The sequence below is a fragment of the Aliarcobacter butzleri genome, assembly GCF_900187115.1.
Classification (GTDB): domain Bacteria; phylum Campylobacterota; class Campylobacteria; order Campylobacterales; family Arcobacteraceae; genus Aliarcobacter; species Aliarcobacter butzleri.
Window position 1 is genome coordinate 2,137,413 of the sequence record NZ_LT906455.1, and the last position, 20,534, is coordinate 2,157,946.

A 20,534-nucleotide genomic window follows, 5' to 3' on the forward strand; every position below is an offset into this window, starting at 1 on the left:
TGATAGATTTGATTATTTACAAGTGAAGATTTAAAAAGATTAGTTAAAAATTCTTTGAGCTTTCCAATAGCTATTTTTGAAATAATCACTGTCAATTTCAGAAATAGTTACGCCAATTTTAGTAGATGCATGCATAAATTTCCCATCTTCAAGGTAAATTCCAACATGATTGTTTCTTTTCGTTTTAAAGAAAACTAAGTCTCCCATTTTCAAGTCATTCTTCTTTATAGAAGTTCCAACTTTTGATAATGAAACAGTATCCCTTGGCATAGTTAAACCAAATCCTTGTTGAAGAACTTTTTGTACAAAACCTGAACAATCAATTCCGCTTTTTGTACTTCCTCCAAGCTTATATCTAGTACCTTTCCATTGGTTATAAACACTAAAAAGTCCTTCATTTATTTTGTCTTTTTTAGTTATATAATTTTGATGTGTTAACTCATCGAAGAAGCTATTTTTAGATGATTTTAAATATTTTTCGCCATAGTTGTTGTTATTATTTGAAGTACTATAAGAAGCATTTGGATAATTTGACATATTTACCACTTCTTCATTAGTCTTATAAGAACAACCTGTAAATAAAAAGGAAAAAGTAACAGTTAGAAAAAACACATTTTTTAATTTCATTTTTTTCCCTTTTATTGAAGTATCATTTTTTTAATTTTAAGTATCTTGGATTATATAAAAAAAAATTTTAATTGTCAAGATTGACTATTTACATAGGTTTCTAACCTTTTGTAATCTAAAATTTTTATATATCCTTTTTCATTTTGTATAATATTTTCTCTTTTCAATTTAGCAATTTTCCTAGATAAAGTTTCAGGAGTTATATTGAGAATTTGGGCAATCTTCACTTGTTTTAAGTTCATTAAAATCGATTCATTGTCATATAAAAACTTAGCAATTTTTTCCATACTATTTAGACTAATATTATAATTAATAAAGCTTTGCAAAGCTTTTATTTTTTTTGTTAAAGATTTTATAAAAAACATAGATATTTCAGGTTTTAACAAAAATTCCTCTTTAAATTTTTTATAATCAATTAATAAAACTTCAGCATTTGTTTCAAAAGAGCAGTTTGCTAAAAAATTCATCTCTTCATAGTTTGCAATTTCTGCAATTAAGTTTGGAGCCATTAAATTGTGAATAATGACTTCATTATCTTTATAATCATAGGTATAAAGTTTTGCGATACCTTTTAATAAAAGATGTAAATACTTTGGTTCGTCACCTTTGTAAAACAGTATCTCATTTTTATTAAAAAACTTTTTTATAGAAATATCTTTTAATCTTAATAAGTCTTCTTCTTTTAAAAAATTAAAAAATTTTAAATCATTTAAATCTATTTTTATCATTTTATCTCTTTTTATTGATTATTATCAATGCTTAATTTAGTATTTTATGTAAAAATAGTATAAAACAAGATAAAGAAATTGAAATGACTGAACAAAAATATAACTCAGAGATAGATACTCTAAAAAAATTCTTTGAACTTTTTTGTAAAGATAAACATACAAATTTAAAAATTAGAAATGTTAATTTAAAATATAAAACTAGCTCTTTTTCCTTGGATTTATATTTATGTGATGAATGTTTTGAAGCAATAAATTACTCTTTTGATAGATTACAAGCTTGTCCCCATGAAATAAAACCACGTTGTAGAAACTGTTCAAATCCTTGTTATGAAAAATCAAAATGGAAAAATATTGCTAAAATAATGAAGTACTCAGCTATCAAATTATCTCTTAGTAAAATAAAAAATAGAGTTTTAAATATATTTAGCTAATTACCAAATTATTTCTTCTTTATTTAGTTTTTTTAAAATCTCATTTGTTTTTGAAAAGTGTTTACAACCATAAAAACCTCTATAAACTGAAAGAGGACTTGGATGTGGTGCTGTTAGAATAAAGTGCTTATTTTTATCTATCAACTTTGTCTTTGATATAGCAGGACTTCCCCAAAGTAAAAAAATTACATTTTCTTTATTGTCACTAATATATTTGATTATGTTATCTGTAAAAATTTCCCAGCCTAAGTTATGATGAGATTTTGCTAAACCTTGTTCAACAGTTAAAATTGTATTTAATAACATTATTCCTTGTTTTGCCCAAGGAGTTAAATCACCATCTTCACAAACAGATTTTTTTCCTAAGTCATCATTTATCTCTTTTAAAATATTTACCATTGAAGGTGGATTTTTTATATTACTTGGAGTTGAAAAAGATAATCCTTGCGCTTGTCCAATTCCATGATAAGGGTCTTGTCCTAAAATGACAACTTTCAAATCTTCAAATTTTGTCAAAGAAAACGCTTTAAAAATATTTTGTTTTTCTGGAAAAACTATACTATTTTCATATCTTTTATCTATCTCTTCTTTCAATTTCCCATAATATGGTTTTTGTTGTTCATTCTCGATAATATCTTTCCAAGTCATAATTAAATCCTTCTAAAAAGTAGCAAAATTCTGAAGAGTTTCAAGAATAAAGCTTTCTATAAATAAAAAAAGCTAAGGTATAAAAACCTTAGCTTTAAAAAATCATATATATTTGATTATAAAACTGGTGATTTGATAACCATCATTTTTTGATTTTGCATCTCTTTCATAGAATCTGGAATTCCACCTAATCCTAAACCTGAAGTTTTTGCTCCACCAAATGGCATCCAATCAACTCTAAATGCAGTATGGTCATTTACCATAACAGCTGTTGCATTTAATCTTTTTACAGTTTTTAAAGCTGTATCAAGATTTTTTGTAAATACTGCTGCTTGGAAAGAAACTTCTAAAGCATTCGCTCTTTTAATTGCTTCATCTAAAGTTTTATATGGATATACAACTACAACTGGTCCGAAAATCTCTTTTTGAGAAATAATTGCATCATCAGATGGATTAAAAATAACAGTTGGTTCGAAACAAGAATCACCTATTCTTTTTCCACCAGTTAAAATTTTTCCACCTTTAGTAACTGCATCATTAACCCACTCTTCAACTCTATTTACTTCATTATGATTGATAAGTGGTCCAACTTCAGTTTTTGGATCTAATTGATTTCCAACTACAAGTTTTGAAGCTTTTTCTGCTACTTTTGCTGCAACTGTATCAGCAATTGATTCATGTACAAAAATTCTTTGAACAGAAACACAAACTTGTCCAGCATGGTAAAAACCACCTTTTACAAGATCAGGAATCATAGCTTCGATATCAGCATCTGGCTCAACAATAACAGGAGCAACTCCTCCATGTTCTAATGCACTTCTTGTTCCTGCACTAGCTTTTGAGTTTAAATACCAACCAACAGGACCAGATCCTATAAATGAGAAAAATGCTGTTTTTGGGCTTGTAACTAAAAGTTCTCCACCTTGTCTATCACAAACAACAGCTTGTGCCCAACCTTCAGGTAATCCAGCTTCTTTTAATAATTCTACTAATCTTACTGCACTCATTGGAGTTTGTGTTGCTGGTCTAATAATAACTGGACAACCAACAGCAATTGCAGGAATTACTTGGTGAATTGCTAAATTTAATGGGTGGTTAAATGCTGAAATTGATACAACAACACCTATTGGCTCTTTCATCGTATAAGCAATTCTATTTGTACTTGTTGGAGTGTGTCCCATTGCAATTTCATGACCTTCTTGAAGACCAATTTGTTCAATAGCAATTTTTACTCCATTGATAGCTCTTAATACTTCTACTTTTGAGTCTATATATGGTTTTCCACCTTCACTTGCGCAAAGAATTGTTAACTCTTCAACTTGAGAAGACATAATCTTCATCAAGTTTTCTAAAATTTCAACTCTTTTATATTTTGGAATCCAGTTATCAACATCTAAATATCTTTCATATGCAGTGTCGATAGCTTTTTGTACTCCTTCAACTGATGTGAAGGGAACAGATCCTACAACTTTACCGTCAAATGGCGATGTAACTTCTATTGTACTCATATCTTATCCTTTTAAATTTTTTATATTAAACAAGTTTTAGTTGCTAAAAGCTCATTTAAAATTGAGTGATTTAAAGAGTAATCAACAGCTAAGTCAATTAAATGAACACCCTTAGTATTTACACATTTGTCTAATGTTTGTGCGAAATCTGCAACAGAAGTTGGTCTATAACCTTTTGCTCCATATGCTTCTGCATATTTAACAAAATCTGGATTTTCTAAATCTAAACCAAATGTTTCAAATCCCATTCCTGTTTGTTTCCATTTAATCATTCCATAAGCATTGTCATTTAAAATGATAACCGTTAAATCAAGTTTTAATCTAACTGCTGTTTCCATCTCTTGCGAATTCATCATAAATCCACCATCACCACATACAGTAACTACTTTTCTATCTGGGTTTATCATTTTTGCTGCCATTGCAGAAGGAAGTCCAGCTCCCATTGTTGCTAATGCATTGTCTAATAATAAAGTGTTTGGTTTTGCACATCTATAATTTCTAGCAAACCAAATTTTATAAACTCCATTATCTAATGTTAAAATATCATCAGCTCCTAAAGTTTGTCTGATAGCTCTTACAGCTCTTTGAGGTAAAATTGGGAATCTATCATCTCCAAAATATTTAGATAATCTAGTTCTAATTTCATCTGCCAATCTAACATAATAATCAAAATCCCAATGAGCTTGTTTTGAAATTTTGTCTGTAAATTTAGTAATATTTCCAGCAATATCACCAATAACGTCCATTTGTGGGAAATATGTATCATCAACTTCACTTGGGAAGAAGTTTACGTGCATAACTTTTGTAGAGTCTGGTTTATTTTCCATAAAAAATGGTGGTTTTTCAATAACATCATGTCCAACATTAATAATTAAATCTGCTCTTTCAATTGCGCAGTGTACAAAATCATCTTTTGATAATGCAGCAGTTGATAAACACAATGGGTGATTTTCATCAATAACACCTTTACCCATTTGCGTAGAGAAGAAAGGAATTCCTGTTTTGTTTACAAAATCAGTTAATGCATTTCCAATTCTTGTTCTATTTGCTCCAGCACCAATTAATAATAATGGTCTTTTTGCTTTTTCAATCATAGATACAGCATCAGCAATTACATCATCAACAGCTACTGCATATTTGAAAGATTGTACTGGATAGATATTAAATTCTACTTCTTCAGCTGCAATATCTTCTGGTAATTCAATATGAACTGCACCTGGTCTTTCAGTAGTTGCAATTTTAAATGCTTCTCTAACCATAGATGGAATGTTATTTCCATTTACAACTTGTTTAGTATACTTAGTCATTGGTCTCATCATTCTTACGATATCAATGATTTGGAATCTACCTTGTTTAGATTTTTTGATTGGTTTTTGACCTGTAATCATCATCATAGGCATTCCACCAAGTTGTGCATAAGCAGCACTTGTTGCAAAGTTAGTTGCACCAGGGCCTAGAGTTGATAAACATACTCCAACTTTTCCAGTTAATCTTCCATAAGTTGCAGCCATAAAGCCTGCACCTTGCTCATGTCTTGTTAAAATTAATTTAATTTTTGATTCTCTAAGAGCATCAAGAAAATCAAGATTTTCTTCTCCAGGAATTCCAAAAATATACTCAACACCTTCGTTTTCTAACGCTTTAATAAATAATTCTGATGCGTTCATTTTGTTTTACTCCATCTTGTATTTTATAAAATATATGAATAATGATATTCAACATATAGTTAATTTGTCTTAATTTATACTAATATTATTCTCAAAAAAATATATTATGTATATAATCTACACTTTATAATTAATTTGCGAAATCTTTAACATTATAACCACATTAATAGATTTAGTTTAGATAATCTTAATATTATTTTAAATATTATAAGTTGACATTAACGAAAGGTTACACTATGAGAAAAATATCCCTTGTTTTAGGGCTTATCTTGCTAGCTATTATATATTTAACTGTTACGAATTATAACAATATTCCAAAACTTGATGAAAATGTTAAAGAAAAATGGTCTCAAGTTCAAAATCAATATAAAAGACGAGCTAATTTAATTCCAAATTTAGTTGAAACAGTAAAAGCATATGCAAATCATGAAAAAAATACTTTAGTAGAAGTTACAGAAGCTAGAAGTAAAGTTTCACAAATTACTTTAAATGAAAATACACTAAATAATCCTGAACTTTTACAACAATTTGAAAATGCACAATCAAATTTAACAAGTGCCTTATCAAAACTTATGGTTGTAGTTGAAAAATATCCTGAATTAAAAGCAAATGAAAATTTTTTAAGTTTACAATCACAACTTGAAGGAACTGAAAATAGAATTTCAGTTGCTAGACGAGATTTTATTGAAGCTGTAAAACTTTACAATTTAGAACTTAGAACAATGCCAGGAAAATTTGTAGCAGCGATTGCTCATCCTGAAGCTAAAATAAAAGAGACTTTTACTGCAAGTCCAACAGAGCAAGATGCTCCAAAAGTAAAATTTTAATGATTTTAACAAATAAAGAAAAAGAGTTAATCTCAAAAGAGATAGAAAATCTTGAAAAATTAACCTCAGCTGAACTTATAACAGTTATAACACAAAAAAGTTCAAATTATAAAAGTGTTATGTTGATGTTTTCTATATCATCTGTTTTTTTAATCTCTTTTTTGCTGTTTTTTATTAAAGATGATTTATATGTTTTAGAATTAATTCAATATCAAATCGTAATTTTTATAGGAATGAACCTTTTTTTCCAAACATTTCATAATCTATTTATGAAACTGCTTCCTAGATTTTATAAAGATAAAATAGCATCTCTTTATGCAAAAAAACAGTTTTATAATCTAGGACTAAACAGAACAAAAACAAAACAAGCTATTATGTTTTTCGTAAGTTTAGATGAAAAATATGTTGAAATTATTACTGATAGTGAAATATCAAAAAAAATCCCAAATGAATTTTGGCATCAAGTTATCTCAGAATTTACATATGATATTAAAAATGAAGATTTTTTGACTGGTTATTTAAAAGCATTAAAAGCTTCAAAAGCAATATTAATTCAACATTTTCCAATTTTAGAAAATGATACAAATGAACTTCCAAATGAAGTAATCGAGTTAAAATGAAAAAAATTATAATTTTCTTACTATTAATTCTTAATTTCTTAAATGCAGATATTTCGCAGTATTTTCCAAAACTTGAAGGAAGAGTAATTGATGAAGCAAATTTACTATCACCTGAAGTAAAAAAAGATATCAATAATATTTTAAAAAATGAAGAGAATAAAAGTTCAAATCAAATTGTTGTAGTAATTCTTAATTCTTTAAATGGTTATTCTATTGAAGAATTTTCTTATCAATTAGGTCGTTTCTGGGGTATTGGGCAAAAAGATAAAAATAATGGTGTTTTGCTTGTAGTTTCTATGAAAGAAAGAGAGATAAGAATTGAAGTTGGATATGGTCTTGAAGGTGCACTAACAGATAAAATATCTCATGAGATAATAAACTACACTATAAAACCCAATTTTAAAGCAAGTCAATATGAACTAGGTATTTTAAAAGCTGTAAATGAAATAATAAAAGCTACACAAGGCGAATATGTTGCAAAACCAAAAAATACTGATTTTAGTTCATTTTTTAATGTAACTGTACATTTAGGATTTTTTACTTTAATTTTTGTTTCTATGTTAATGAATGGTATTTCAAGAAAATTGAGAAATCAAGTTTTATATAAAATTACAAACTCTTCAATGTCATCATCATTTTTTGCATTTTTTACTTATGTAGCTTCTCAATCTTTTGTCTCTTATAGTCTAGTTCTTGCGCTTATTATTTTTGTCGTTGTATTTATTTTTAATTATATAAACATAAAAAAAGTAGATTTTGATAAACTTTCAAAAATTGAATATATAAATAGTTCAAAAAATTCATCATCATTTGGTAGTTTCGATTCTTCAACAAGTGGTGGATTCTCAGGTGGAGGAGGAAGTTTTGGCGGAGGAGGAGCTAGTGGTAGATGGTAAAAAAACACTAATTTTTGATTTAGATGGAACACTTTTAGATTCTATAGAAGATATAGCTGTTAGTATGAATAAAGTTTTGGAAAGTTTAAATCTTCCAATACACAAAATAGAAGATTATAAATATTTTGTTGGTAGTGGTGTTGATGTTTTAGTAGAAAATGCTTTAGGAAATCATTCACAAGAGATAAAAGATGAAGTTATAAAAAGATTTAAAGTTGAATATGATTGTAAATTGCACTTAAAAACTCTTCCTTATGATGGAATTTATGATTTGTTAAACGAATTAAAAAAATTAAATTGTAATCTAGCTGTTTTATCTAATAAACCACATGAATTTACAGTTTCTTATGTAAATCATTTTTTTAAAGATTATGATTTTAAAGAGATTCATGGACAAAAAGTTGATATTCCCAAAAAACCACATCCAATTGCAGCTATAAATATCGCAAAAGCTTTGAATATCCCTTGTGAAGAAATTTACTTTATTGGTGATACAAAAGTTGATATGCAAACAGCAAAAAATGCAAAAATGAAAGCTATCGGTGTTTTATGGGGATTTAGAGATGAAAAAGAGTTAAAAGAATTTGGAGCAGATTTTATAGTAAACCATCCTTTAGAAATTTTAAATATTATAAAATAATATTTATTATCTAATATTTATTATTGTTTTATTGACAAATAACTATTTTCTGTTATAATAATTTGTAAATTTATAAAAAGGATTTACTATGTCAAATGTTATAAAACAACTAAAACAAATTCAAGCTGACGCTCATGCGTTATATGTGAAAATTCATAATTTTCATTGGAATGTAAAAGGTATGGATTTTCACCCAGTTCATAGCTACACAGAAGGTGTTTATAACCAAATGTCAGAACTATATGATGATATGGCAGAAAGAGTTATCATATTAGGAGATAAACCTTATTTAACTATTGATGAATTAGCAAAAGCTACTAAAATAGAAACTGAAACAAAAGATAGCTTTAAATCAAAAGAGATTGTAGAAAAGATTATTACTGATTTTGAATATTTATTAAAAGCATTCAAAAAATTAAGTGAATCAGCAGCTAAAGAAGGCGATAAAGGAACTGAAGCTTTTGCCGATGAAAAAGTTGCAAAATTTGAAAAAGATTTATGGATGTTAGGAAATATGGTTAAATAACCATTTTCTTGTTTACTAAAAGAGTTTTTCTCTTTTAGTAAATTTTTAAAAATTAAAAGATACTCCTATTTCTAAATTTGTTTTATCTTTTTCTGATTCATATCTTTGTAAATCAAAATATATTTTCTTATTTTTACTAAAAAATATATCTTGTGATAAGGAATATTTATCATATACTCTATTTGTCTCTAAATAAAATTTTTCATAATTCAATATGCTTTTCATATTCAATATTTCATAAATAATTAAACCCATTTTAGGATTAACTATTAATTTAAGTTTATCTTCTTTATTATGATTAAGTCCAGTATTTAATAAAAAATAAATATCCATATCATAACTCAATTTAAAATCATATCCAACTCCACCATCAATTCTGGTATTATTTACATAATTCATTTTTGTATCAAAATCTTTTTTAAATGTCATTTCAAATTCATAAGACAAATCTTTTGCTAAACTTTGATAAGGTAATAAAGATTTCATACCATATAGTGTGAATTCATCAATACTAAGTTTATTTTTATTTCCTAAAAGAGATAAGTATGCTATTTTTAGTTCACTTTCTCCAAAATATTCCCTGTTATCATCACTTAATAAATGAGATGCGGGTAAAAAAGAAATTTTTGCATATTTTTCATCATCAACTTTTTTATAAGAAAATCTAATCTGTCTTTCATCTGGAATCTTATTTGGTGATTTATAAGCTGAAATATCATAATACCCACTTTTAATCTCTGTATTATTTTGATCAAAGTTTTCTTTTAGCATTCTATTCATCCAGCCATCACTTGCTATTAATTGACTAGATTTTATTAAGTCATATTTATAAAGATATTTAGTAATATCAAGTGGTGTTACCCATAATTTTTCATCATTATAAATCTTTGGATTTACTAAACTTAAAGTATAAAAGAGTACTGTTGAACAATTATATTTTGTAAAAAAGTATTTCATATCAACATCTTTTAATTCCCATATATGATAAGACAATAATTTTTGCTGATAACTGTTTAGATTTAATTCATATTCCCAAACATTTCTTTTTTCATCTTTTATGTATCTGTCTAAAGTCTCTTTATATGGTCTTAATACAAATGTTCCTTCCATTCCAGATATAAAGTTTTCATAAAATAATTCAAACAAATTTATCGTATTTATTGTTGTATAAAAAGATATAGAATGTGCTTTTATTTCATTTTGTTCATTTTTACCTTCAAATTTTAAAAAAGTATGTCCCATCATGCTTGATGGATTTTTTACATTTTCAGAAGCATAAACCATATAAATTTTATCAGAAGGTGCTTTCTTTTTATATTCTTCAAATTCAAAACAATCAATTTTTGGGAAAATATCATCTTTTAAATCTAATTCTTTTTTAATAAATAAAAATCTTGCAGGAAATTTACATTGAAAATGTTGATTAACATTTTCATAATTAGACTGAGGTTCAAAAAAACCTTTTATAGTTTGTTCCATTTCATTTTTTAGAGAAAAATTATTAATGCTTAATATAAAATTATTATCTTTTATATTAAGTTCATCTTTAAAATGAAGTAAAGATTTCCACTCATTTTTTTCATATAGTTTTAATTTATTTGCAGATGAAATAACTTTTAAATCAGAAGAATATAGAAAAGAAAAAAGAGTAACGATTAGAAGAAAAAATCTTCTAATCATTTATTTACTTGAAAGATTTACAGTTTCATCATACTTCCAAGCAGCACCACCTGCCATATCTGTAGTTGAACCTAATAAACCACCAATTAAAATATTTCCCCAAAACCAACCATTAACATTTGAGTTTTGAGTTTTTGTAGAGAACTCATCATTATCACTTGATAAAATAATATCTTTACTTCTTCTATCAACATTTACTGTAGCTGGAGTTGTAAAATATTGTTCTCCTTTACCATCTTCATAAACTAATTTACCTTTCATAGGCTTGTCAGAATTTATACTAATAGTTTGTTGATTTCCCCCTCCTAAAATAGTAGCACAACCACTAAACATGATAGCACCTAAAATAGGCAATGCAAATATAACCATTTTCTTCATAAGTATCCTTTATTTTTTGGTAAGTTTTATTATAATAAATATTTATTCTGGATATTTATTTTTTATAAGAAAATAATTATTTTTATATTATAAAGTTACATTACTACTCATATCCATAATAATAATTATAATTTATACTAGAATTTTCAAAAGGATACACTATTAAAAAATCAATTAACCACATATATCTCATAATTTTAATCTCGGTTCTATCATCAGTTGCACCAATGGGAGTTGATACTTACATACCATCAATTCCAGAAATAGCAAAATACTTTGAAGTAGATATTCATAAAATTGAACTATCTTTATCAATTTTTTTAATAGGATTTTCTATTGGACAAATTTTTGGAGGACCAATCTCTGATAGATATGGAAGAAGATTTGGTTCTATTCTTGGGCTTTTAGGATATGCTTTTTTTAGTTTCTTAATAATTTTTAGTTCAACTGTTTATGAATTATGGCTTTATAGATTTTTTGAAGCATTTTTTGGTGGAATTACAGTTGTAAATGCTAGTGCATCTGTTAGAGATAGATTTAAAGGGCAAGAAGCTGCAAAAGTATTCTCTCTTATTGGAATGGTAAGAAGTTTAGCTCCACTTTTAGCTCCTGTTTTTGGTGCAGCAATTATCCATTTTTTTCCATGGGAAGGTGTATTTATCTTTTTAACAATATATGCACTAATTGTTACATTTTTTGTATATAAAGATTTACCAGAAAGTTTTACATACATAAAACAATCTGTATTTGAATCTTATAAAATAGTTTTAACGCATAAATTAGCAATGAAAGCTATGATAGTTTTAGCCTTAAGTTTTGGTGGATTTTTTATCATTATTTCTAAAACATCTTTCATCTATATTGAATATTTTAAAATATCAACTGATTATTTCCCAATATTCTTTGGTATAAATTTTGTTATATTAATATTTATGATAAAGGTAAATGTAAATCTGCTAAAAAAATATTATGCTCTTACTATAATAAAAACAGCCATTTTAATACAAGTGTTAGTTGGTTTAATATTTATATTTGTTCATAAAGATTTAACTTTAATAATGACTATGTTTATTTTAGCATCTTATATGAGTATGATGGCATTTATTTTTGGTAATTGTATGGCACTTGCTATTGAACATTTTTCTAAAAATGCAGGTGTTGCTTCTGGTGTTATTGGAGTATTACAATTTGGGCTTGGTGCTTTGATATCTTCTATTGCACTAAATTTTAGCGATAATGGATTTTTAGTTATTTCTGTGAGTATTACACTCATTTCTATCATTAGTTATTTTATTATAAGAACCTATAAAACAAATTAGATGTATTTTATACATCTAATTCAAAAAAATCCTCTTGTGTTTTTTCATATTTTGCTATTGAACAACTTATTTTTAAAGCATTATCATAAGATTTAAATTCTTCTAAGAATAACTTTTTCAATTTTTCTACTTCAACACTTCTAAAAATAAAATATCCCAAAATATCAGTTTTTCTCTCCCCTGCTTTTTCTATTCCAAAACTATCAAATTTCCAATCTACACCTTTTGAGAAGAAAAAAACTTCACTAATTCTTTTTTCTAAGTCCTCTCTAACTTTATTATTATATTCTTTTAAATGTATATAAAATGCCACATTCACGTTATATTGTGATTGGATTAGTTCCTTTAATTTATTATTTTTCATATCATTCCTTTATGTTTATTTTTTAAAATATTTCAAACTATCTTTTAGCTATAATCCGCCATTTTAATTATAAAATTATTTATTTAGGATTATTTGTGGACAAACTTATTAGTAAGATTTTAAAAAAAGAGTTGAGTTTAAAAAGTACTATTTTATCATTATTTTCATTTATATTAACTATATTGATTATAGTATTGAGTTCTCAACTTCTTTATTTTAGTAAAAAAATATCTATTGAAAGCATAGATTTACAATTAAATGGATTAGTTCAAAATATACAAACAACTATTAAAGATAACGAAAATCTAAATATTAATATTGTAAATATGTTAAGTTTGATGAATGAAAAAGACCATTTCAACCTTTATATAAATGTCTTGAAATCGCATCCTCATTTATACTCTGTTTATACAGGTTATAGCGATGGAAGTTTTTATGAAATAATCAATTTAGATGTTAATGAACTTCTAAAAACTACATATAAAACAAAAAATATAGATAGATGGTTACTTATAAAAATTTCAGCTCAAACTCCAAATAAAAGAGAACTACTTTTATTTGATGAAGACTTAAATTTAACTTCTTCAAAAATTGAAGACAATAGTTATGATCCAAGAAATAGACCTTGGTATAAATCTGCTATTTTAAATGAAAATACAATAAAAACTCCTCCATATAGATATTCTCACATAAATAATGTAGGTATTACTTATGCAAAAGATGTAAAAAAAAGCAAAAATGTAGTTGGTATTGATGTATTAACTCAGGATTTTACAACTCTTTATAAAAAACATATAAATCAAGATTTTATAAATGTGGTTATTTTTCAAGAAGATGGTTTAGTTCTATCTTCTTCAAATAAAGATAACTCTTTATTTGAAAAGTTTTTTGAAAAAAATAAAAATATAAATGATTATAAAGAGTTAAAAGTTGTTGATATAAATAAAAAAGAGTATATTACAAAAATAGTACAACTTGACACACTTAATAAACAAGAATATATTGTGATTTTTGCAGATTATGAAAAAATTACTGAACCTTATTTGTCTCAAACATTTAAATTGCTACTTACTTTTATAATAATTGCTTTTTTAATGTTTCCAATAATGATATATTTATCTGGCATCATAATAAAACCTATTTATAATTTAGTTAAACAAAGTATAAAGATAAAAAATAGAAAATATAATGATGTTTCTCAAATTGAAAGTCCAATACTTGAAATAGCTTTATTGTCTGCTTCTTTTGAAAATATGGCTCAATCTATAAATAGTTATCAAAATTCATTGGAAGATAAAGTTAAACAAAGAACAGAAGAACTTTTAGCTAAAAATGAAGAGTTATTAAAATTGTCTATTACAGATAACTTAACAAAATTATATAATCGCGTAAAATTAGATAAATCATTACAAGATGAAATAAATAGAAGTCAAAGATATAATACAAACTTTTCAATTATTTTATTAGATATTGATTATTTCAAAAAAGTAAATGACAATTTTGGACATCAAATTGGTGATGAAGTATTAATAGAAAGTGCGCAAGTTCTAAGCAAAAATATTAGAAATGTTGATATTTTAGGAAGATGGGGAGGAGAAGAGTTTCTTGTTATTTGCCCTGAAACAAAAATAGAAGATGCTATAAAAGTTGCTTCTCATATAAATGCAGCTATAAAACTCCATAAATTCACAACTTATCCAAATACAGTCACTATAAGTTTAGGAGTTGCAACATTTTCTAAACACATTAAAAATGTTGATGATATTATTTTAAATGCTGATAAAGCTTTATATCAAGCAAAAGAAGAAGGAAGAGATAAAGTTATAGCCTTTTATGAATAAAAGTTATTAAGATATTATTAATAATAATAGATTACAATTTCTGAAATTTATTATTCGGGATATTGTGTGCTAAATCAATCAAAACTTCTTATTTTTACACTATTTTCTTTATTATTCTTAGGCTGTGATAACAAATCAAATGATTTTAAAACTCAACAAATTGAAGTTGGAACTATTACTTTAAAAGAACAAACTGTCGCTTTACAACAAAATTTATCAGGACGAGTAAAAGCAAAACTTGTATCAGAAGTAAGACCACAAATTAGTGGAATTATAAAAGATAGGTTATTTGTAGAAGGAACTTTTGTAAAACAAGGTGATATTTTATATAAAATTGATGAAGCGACTTATAAAGCAACTTTTAATCAAGCAAAAGCATCTTTAGAGAGTGCAAAAGCCAACTTACAAACAGCTCAACTAAAAAGTCAAAGATATGAAGAATTATTAAAAGTTGATGGTATTTCACAACAAGAAACAGATGATGCAAAAGCTAACTATTTACAAGCAAAAGCTTTAGTTGAAGAAAAGATTGCGGCACTTGAAAGTGCAAAAATTGATTTAGAAAGAACTGAAATAAAAGCGCCTATTTCAGGTTATATTGGTATTTCAAGTGTAACAAAAGGTGCTTTAGTATCAGCAAATCAAGCAGATGCATTAACAACAATAAGAGATAACTCAAATGTTTATGTTGATTTAAACCAATCACAAAATGAACTCTTAGCTTTAAAAAAACTTCTTAGTAAAGAAAATATAAAAAAAGGAAATGCTGAAGTTACTTTAACTTTAAGTGATAATTCAATTTATCCATACAAAGGCATTTTACAACTTCAAGAGATAAATGTAGATGAAAATACTGGAACTGTAACTTTAAGAGCAGAATTTCCAAATAATGAAGGATTGTTATTATCAGGAATGTTTGTAAGAGCAACTATTCAAAGTGCAGTTGATTCAAAAGCATTTTTATTACCTCAACAAGCTGTATCAAGAGACTCAAAAGCAAATCCTATTATTACAATTGTAAATGAAGATAACTCTACAAAAAAACAACAAATTATAATAGATAGAGCTATTGAAAATTATTGGCTTGTAACTTCTGGAATTACATCAAATGATAAAATCATAATCGAAGGATTAAATAAAATCAATCCAAAATCTATTGTAAAACCTATTGATGTAACTTCAAAATATTTAAAAAAAGATTGATAAATGATTGCTAAATTTTTTGTTAATCGTCCAATTTTTGCTTGGGTTATCTCTTTAGTTATTATGATTGCAGGAACAGTATCACTTTATACTCTTCCAGTAGAACAATATCCTGATATTGCACCTCCACAGATAAATATTTCTACAACTTATACAGGTGCTTCTGCTGAAACAGTTGAAAATAGTGTTACACAAATAATAGAACAGCAACTAACAGGACTTGATGGAATGATATATTTTTCATCATCAAGTTCATCAACAGGAAATGCAAGAATAAGTGTAACTTTTCAACAAGGAACAGACCCAGATACTGCACAAGTTCAAGTGCAAAACAAAGTTTCAGCTATTCTTTCAAGACTTCCAGAAGATGTACAAAGACAAGGTGTTAGAGTTGTAAAATCTCAAACAGATTTTTTATTATTAGCTTCTGTATATGATGAAACTAGAAAAGCACAAAAAATTGATATTGCTGATTATTTAGTAAGTAATTTACAAGATAGTATTGCAAGAATTGATGGAGTTGGAGAAGTCCAAGTTTATGGTGGTCAATATGCTATGCGTATTTGGTTAGACCCAATAAAATTAGAATCTTATAACCTTATGCCATCAGATATCCAATCAGCAATAAATGCTCAAAACTCACAAGCTAGTGCCGGAAGTTTAGGTGCTTTACCAACTTTAGAAAATCAACAACTCTCTGTTATAGTAACTGCTAGATCAAAATTCAAAGTTGTTCAAGAGTTTGAAAATATTATAGTAAAAAGCAATGTTGATGGCTCATTTGTAAAAATAAAAGATGTAGCAAAAGTTGAAATTGGTTCACAATCATATAATGTTGTTACAAGTTTAAATGGATATCCATCTTCAGGAATTGCAATACAACTTGCAAGTGGAGCAAATGCTGTAAAAACTGCAAATGCAATTAAAGATTTTTTAGCAAAATCAGAAGCTTCACTTCCTGAAGGTTATAAAATAGATTATCCAAGAGATTCAACTTTATTCATCAAAGCTTCAATAAAAGAAGTTGTTAAAACGCTTTTTGAAGCCATTTTATTAGTTATTGCTGTTATGTATATTTTCTTAAAAAATTATAGAGCTACACTTATTCCTGCAATTGCAGTTCCAGTTGTAATTTTAGGAACTTTTGGTATTTTAAATATCTTAGGATATTCAATAAATACTCTTACTATGTTTGGAATGGTTTTATCCATTGGACTTTTAGTTGATGATGCTATCGTAGTTGTTGAAAATGTTGAAAGAAATATGAGTGAAAATAATCTTTCACCAAAAGAAGCAACTATCCTTTCAATGCAGGAAATAACAAGTGCGTTAATTGGAGTGGCAACTGTACTTTCTGTTGTATTTTTACCAATGGCATTTTTTAGTGGTTCAACAGGAGTTATTTATAGACAATTTTCTATTACAATTATTTCATCAATGGTTCTTTCTGTTGTTGTCGCTTTAACTTTAACTCCTGCACTTTGTGCAACTATTTTAAAACCACATAAAGAACAAGAAGAGAGTAACAAAAAAGGTTTTATTTATTGGTTTACAAAAAAATTTGAAGAACTCACAAAAAGATATAAAAATATATTACATAAAATTTTAGAATCACCCAAAAAATATATGTTTATTTATATTTTAATTATTGGAATATTAGCTGTCTTTTTTATGAAACTTCCTACAAGTTTTTTACCAAAAGAAGACCAAGGAAGTCTAATGGTACGATACACTTTACCTGTTGGAGCAGTTAGTTCAAGAACGGTTGATATTGCAGAGAATATAAAAAATTATTTTTTAACAGAAGAAAAAAATAATGTAAATAGTGTATTTACTATCTCAGGAATTAGTAGTCAAAATTCTGGTATGGCATATGTTTCACTAAAAAGTTGGGATTTAAGAAGTGGTTATGAAAATACTTCTGAAGTTATAGCACAAAGAGCATCTAAGACATTTTCAAATCCAAATTCACCTTATTTTATTAGAGATGCAAAAATATTTACGATGAGTCCTCCTGTAGTTCAAGGATTGGGTGCAACAGATGGATTTACTTTCCAACTTCAAGCAGATGCTGGAACAACTAGAGAAAAATTAGCCCAAGTAAAAGATAAAGTTTTAGAACAAGCAGAACAAAATGAAAAAATCAGCTCAATTCGTTCTGATGATTCTGAAGATACTCCTCAATTAAAAATAGTTTATGATATGGAAAAAGCATTTTCATTAGGATTATCTATAAAAGATATTGATAGTACTTTAAGCGCTGCTTGGGGTGGTATTTATGTAAATGACTTTATAGACCGTTCAAGAGTAAAAAGGGTATATATCCAAGGTGAAGCTCCTTATAGATCAAAACCTGAAGATTTATATACTTGGAAAGTTAAAAACTCAAATGGTACGATGACATCTTTTAGAGAGTTTGCTACTACTTCATGGGAATATGGTCCTACAGAGCTTACTCGCTATAATGGTTTTGCATCTTATGAGTTAGAAGGTTCAGCAGCACTTGGAGTTAGTTCTGGAGTTGCTATGGATGAAATGGATAAAATTGCTGATTCTCAAGCATCTGGAACAATGCACGCTTGGAGTGGAGCTTCTTATCAAGAAAGGCTATCTTCAGGACAAGCTGGAATATTATATGCAATATCTATTTTAGTAATATTTTTATGTCTTGCTGCACTTTATGAAAGTTGGTCAGTTCCTTTTTCTATTTTGATGGTCATTCCTTTAGGAGTTGTTGGAGCAGTATTAGCTGTTTATTTTAGAGGTTTAGACAATGATGTATATTTTCAAGTTGCACTTTTAACAACTATTGGATTAGTTGCAAAAAATGCTATTTTGATTGTAGAGTTTGTTGATACTTTATATAAAAAAGGTGTTCCCTTGATAGAAGCTGCCATAAAGGGAGCAACTTTGAGACTAAGACCTATTGTTATGACTTCATTAGCGTTTATTGCAGGTATTATTCCTCTTGCAATATCAACAGGAGCAGGAGCAAATAGTAGGATTTCTATTGGAACAGGAATCATTGGAGGAACAATAACTGCTACAATCCTAGCTATATTTTTCGTACCACTATTTTTTGTTTTAATAAAAAATATTTTTTCAAAAAAAGAGAATACTCATGAATAAAATAAATATCTCTATAATCCTAACGACTATTTTATTTAGTGGTTGTACTTTAACTCCTAACTTAGAAACACTTGATTCAAATGTTATTCCTCAAACTTTTAAAAATAATTCAGTAGAAAATAGTTCAGATGATCTATCTTTAGTAAAACCAAATTGGGAAAACTTTGTACAAGACGAAACATTAAAAAAAGTTGTAAGTTTAGCACTTGAAAATAATAAGGATTTAAAAATTGCACTTTTAAATATAGAATCTGCACGTGCAACTTATAGAATTGCAAGAGCAGATAACTTTCCAACTTTTGATGCAAAAGGAAGTGCAACACACTCAAAAAGTATGAACTCAGAAAATAGCACTTCTATTTCACATAACTATTCCGCAAATATAAGTGCATCTTACGAAATAGATTTATTTGGAAAAGTAAGAAGTTTAAGTCAAAGTGCTTTGGATAGTTTTCTTTCTACTCAATACGCAGCAAACGCAACAAAAATTAGTTTAATATCTGAAACAATAACTGCTTGGATAACTTTAGCAATTCATCAAGAACAGCTAAAACTTGCTACTGAAACGGTAAAAAATCTTGAAAAGGTTTATGAACTTACACAAAAAAGATATTTAGCTGGTGTTGTTTCAAAAACAGATGTATTTGATGCAAAAGCCTCTTTAAATGAAGCACAAATTAGTGTTATTTCATACTCAAATTCAGTAGAACAAGATAAAAATGCACTTGAACTTATAGTTGCTCAGCCATTAAACGATGATTTATTACCTAAAAGTTTTGAAACTCATACAAGTTGGCTAATGTTAGTAAAACCAGCTATTTCATCAAATATTTTATTAGGACGTCCTGATATAATGCAAGCAGAATATAATCTAAAATCAAAAAATGCAAATATAGGAGCAGCAAGAGCTGCGTTTTTCCCTACTATTTCTTTAACTGCAAATAGTGGAATAGCAAGTCGAAGTTTAAGTGATTTATTTAATGGAAATGCTCAAAATGTATGGAGTTTTTCTCCAAATATATCTATTCCAATCTTTAGTGGTGGAGAAAATATGGCAAATTTAGATTACACTTATGCACAAAGAGATATTGCCTTACAAGAATATGAAAAATCTATACAAACTGCATTTAAAGAAGTAAATGATACTTTAGTTATTAGAAAAACTATAAATGAGCAAATTCAAAAACAAAAAGAGTTAGTTGAAGCTGTATCAAAAAGTTATGAGATATCTTTGAATTCGTATAAAATAGGTATTGGTTCTTTTTTAAATGTTTTAACTTCTCAAAGAACACTTATAAATGCTCAACAAACTCTTATAAATAACTATTCTTTAGAACTAACAAATAGAGTAAATTTATATAGTGTTTTTGGCGGGAATGAAAAAATAAATTAATTAGTCTAATACTTTTTAAAACTAGGTCATGGGCTCTAAATGAGACTAATCATAATTACCAAAAGGAAACATAAGGTAATAGAACCCATGAACTAATTTTATAATAAAG

General features: G+C 27.0%; 19 protein-coding genes. 11 read left to right on the forward strand and 8 right to left on the reverse strand.

Annotation, left to right across the window (positions count from 1 at the left end; translation table 11 throughout):
• Positions 1 to 39: 39 nt before the first annotated feature.
• Both CKV87_RS10705 and CKV87_RS10710 read right to left on the reverse strand, forming a co-directional pair.
• On the reverse strand, positions 40 to 627 hold the full coding sequence (locus CKV87_RS10705; protein ID WP_012148006.1) for a C40 family peptidase: 588 nt from the start codon (positions 625 to 627) through the stop codon (positions 40 to 42).
• 74 nt (positions 628 to 701) lie between these two features.
• Positions 702 to 1,355: a Crp/Fnr family transcriptional regulator gene (locus CKV87_RS10710; protein ID WP_012148007.1), complete on the reverse strand. Its 654-nt coding sequence runs from the start codon at positions 1,353 to 1,355 to the stop codon at positions 702 to 704.
• 83 nt (positions 1,356 to 1,438) lie between these two features.
• Here CKV87_RS10710 and CKV87_RS10715 point away from each other — a divergent pair, with 83 nt between their 5' ends.
• Positions 1,439 to 1,786, forward strand: a complete 348-nt coding sequence (locus tag CKV87_RS10715; protein ID WP_012148008.1) for a nitrous oxide-stimulated promoter family protein — start codon at positions 1,439 to 1,441, stop codon at positions 1,784 to 1,786.
• Here CKV87_RS10715 and ung read toward each other — a convergent pair whose 3' ends face one another.
• From ung to CKV87_RS10730, 3 genes are all read right to left on the reverse strand, one after another.
• A complete protein-coding gene (ung, locus tag CKV87_RS10720; protein ID WP_012148009.1) occupies positions 1,787 to 2,434 on the reverse strand; it encodes a uracil-DNA glycosylase in 648 nt (215 codons plus the stop codon).
• A gap of 116 nt (positions 2,435 to 2,550) precedes the next feature.
• Positions 2,551 to 3,942 (reverse strand): aldehyde dehydrogenase family protein, encoded by a 1,392-nt coding sequence (locus CKV87_RS10725; protein WP_012148010.1) that lies wholly within the window; start codon positions 3,940 to 3,942, stop codon positions 2,551 to 2,553.
• 20 nt (positions 3,943 to 3,962) lie between these two features.
• Positions 3,963 to 5,609 carry an acetolactate synthase large subunit gene (locus CKV87_RS10730; protein WP_012148011.1) on the reverse strand — a complete coding sequence of 549 codons (1,647 nt, stop codon included), beginning with the start codon at positions 5,607 to 5,609 and terminating at the stop codon, positions 3,963 to 3,965.
• Positions 5,610 to 5,845: 236 nt separating this feature from the next.
• Here CKV87_RS10730 and CKV87_RS10735 point away from each other — a divergent pair, with 236 nt between their 5' ends.
• The 5 genes from CKV87_RS10735 (at position 5,846) to CKV87_RS10755 (ending at position 9,118) form a co-directional block, all read left to right on the forward strand.
• A complete protein-coding gene (locus tag CKV87_RS10735; RefSeq protein WP_012148012.1) occupies positions 5,846 to 6,436 on the forward strand; it encodes a LemA family protein in 591 nt (196 codons plus the stop codon).
• A complete protein-coding gene (locus tag CKV87_RS10740) occupies positions 6,436 to 7,056 on the forward strand; it encodes a TPM domain-containing protein (RefSeq protein WP_012148013.1) in 621 nt (206 codons plus the stop codon). Before CKV87_RS10735 ends, CKV87_RS10740 begins: the two co-directional genes overlap by 1 nt.
• Positions 7,053 to 7,952: a TPM domain-containing protein gene (locus tag CKV87_RS10745; RefSeq protein ID WP_012148014.1), complete on the forward strand. Its 900-nt coding sequence runs from the start codon at positions 7,053 to 7,055 to the stop codon at positions 7,950 to 7,952. Before CKV87_RS10740 ends, CKV87_RS10745 begins: the two co-directional genes overlap by 4 nt.
• Positions 7,939 to 8,592, forward strand: coding sequence for an HAD family hydrolase (locus CKV87_RS10750; RefSeq protein ID WP_041645018.1), 654 nt, complete (start codon positions 7,939 to 7,941; stop codon positions 8,590 to 8,592). The genes CKV87_RS10745 and CKV87_RS10750 overlap by 14 nt, the downstream gene beginning before the upstream one ends.
• Positions 8,593 to 8,680: 88 nt before the next feature.
• Positions 8,681 to 9,118 (forward strand): Dps family protein, encoded by a 438-nt coding sequence (locus CKV87_RS10755; protein ID WP_012148016.1) that lies wholly within the window; start codon positions 8,681 to 8,683, stop codon positions 9,116 to 9,118.
• A gap of 45 nt (positions 9,119 to 9,163) precedes the next feature.
• Here CKV87_RS10755 and CKV87_RS10760 read toward each other — a convergent pair whose 3' ends face one another.
• The gene (locus CKV87_RS10760) at positions 9,164 to 10,798 is read right to left on the reverse strand and encodes an Lnb N-terminal periplasmic domain-containing protein (protein WP_012148017.1); all 1,635 of its coding nucleotides are present in this window, start codon (positions 10,796 to 10,798) and stop codon (positions 9,164 to 9,166) included.
• A complete protein-coding gene (locus CKV87_RS10765; RefSeq protein WP_012148018.1) occupies positions 10,799 to 11,176 on the reverse strand; it encodes a hypothetical protein in 378 nt (125 codons plus the stop codon).
• A 194-nt stretch (positions 11,177 to 11,370) separates the two neighbouring features.
• Between CKV87_RS10765 and CKV87_RS10770 the strand changes: the two genes are divergently transcribed.
• Positions 11,371 to 12,495, forward strand: a complete 1,125-nt coding sequence (locus tag CKV87_RS10770; protein WP_265588061.1) for a multidrug effflux MFS transporter — start codon at positions 11,371 to 11,373, stop codon at positions 12,493 to 12,495.
• 7 nt (positions 12,496 to 12,502) lie between these two features.
• On the opposite strand, the gene CKV87_RS10775 is transcribed toward CKV87_RS10770, so the two are convergent.
• A complete protein-coding gene (locus tag CKV87_RS10775; RefSeq protein ID WP_012148020.1) occupies positions 12,503 to 12,859 on the reverse strand; it encodes a hypothetical protein in 357 nt (118 codons plus the stop codon).
• 95 nt (positions 12,860 to 12,954) lie between these two features.
• On the opposite strand from CKV87_RS10775, the gene CKV87_RS10780 reads away from it, so the two are divergent.
• The 4 genes from CKV87_RS10780 (at position 12,955) to CKV87_RS10795 (ending at position 20,425) form a co-directional block, all read left to right on the forward strand.
• On the forward strand, positions 12,955 to 14,700 hold the full coding sequence (locus tag CKV87_RS10780) for a sensor domain-containing diguanylate cyclase (protein WP_012148021.1): 1,746 nt from the start codon (positions 12,955 to 12,957) through the stop codon (positions 14,698 to 14,700).
• Positions 14,701 to 14,766: 66 nt separating this feature from the next.
• A complete protein-coding gene (locus CKV87_RS10785; RefSeq protein WP_004511038.1) occupies positions 14,767 to 15,903 on the forward strand; it encodes an efflux RND transporter periplasmic adaptor subunit in 1,137 nt (378 codons plus the stop codon).
• A gap of 3 nt (positions 15,904 to 15,906) precedes the next feature.
• Entirely contained in the window at positions 15,907 to 19,032 is a 3,126-nt protein-coding gene (locus CKV87_RS10790; protein ID WP_012148022.1) for an efflux RND transporter permease subunit, read from the forward strand.
• Positions 19,025 to 20,425, forward strand: coding sequence for an efflux transporter outer membrane subunit (locus CKV87_RS10795; RefSeq protein ID WP_012148023.1), 1,401 nt, complete (start codon positions 19,025 to 19,027; stop codon positions 20,423 to 20,425). Before CKV87_RS10790 ends, CKV87_RS10795 begins: the two co-directional genes overlap by 8 nt.
• The last annotated feature ends 109 nt before the right edge of the window (positions 20,426 to 20,534 follow it).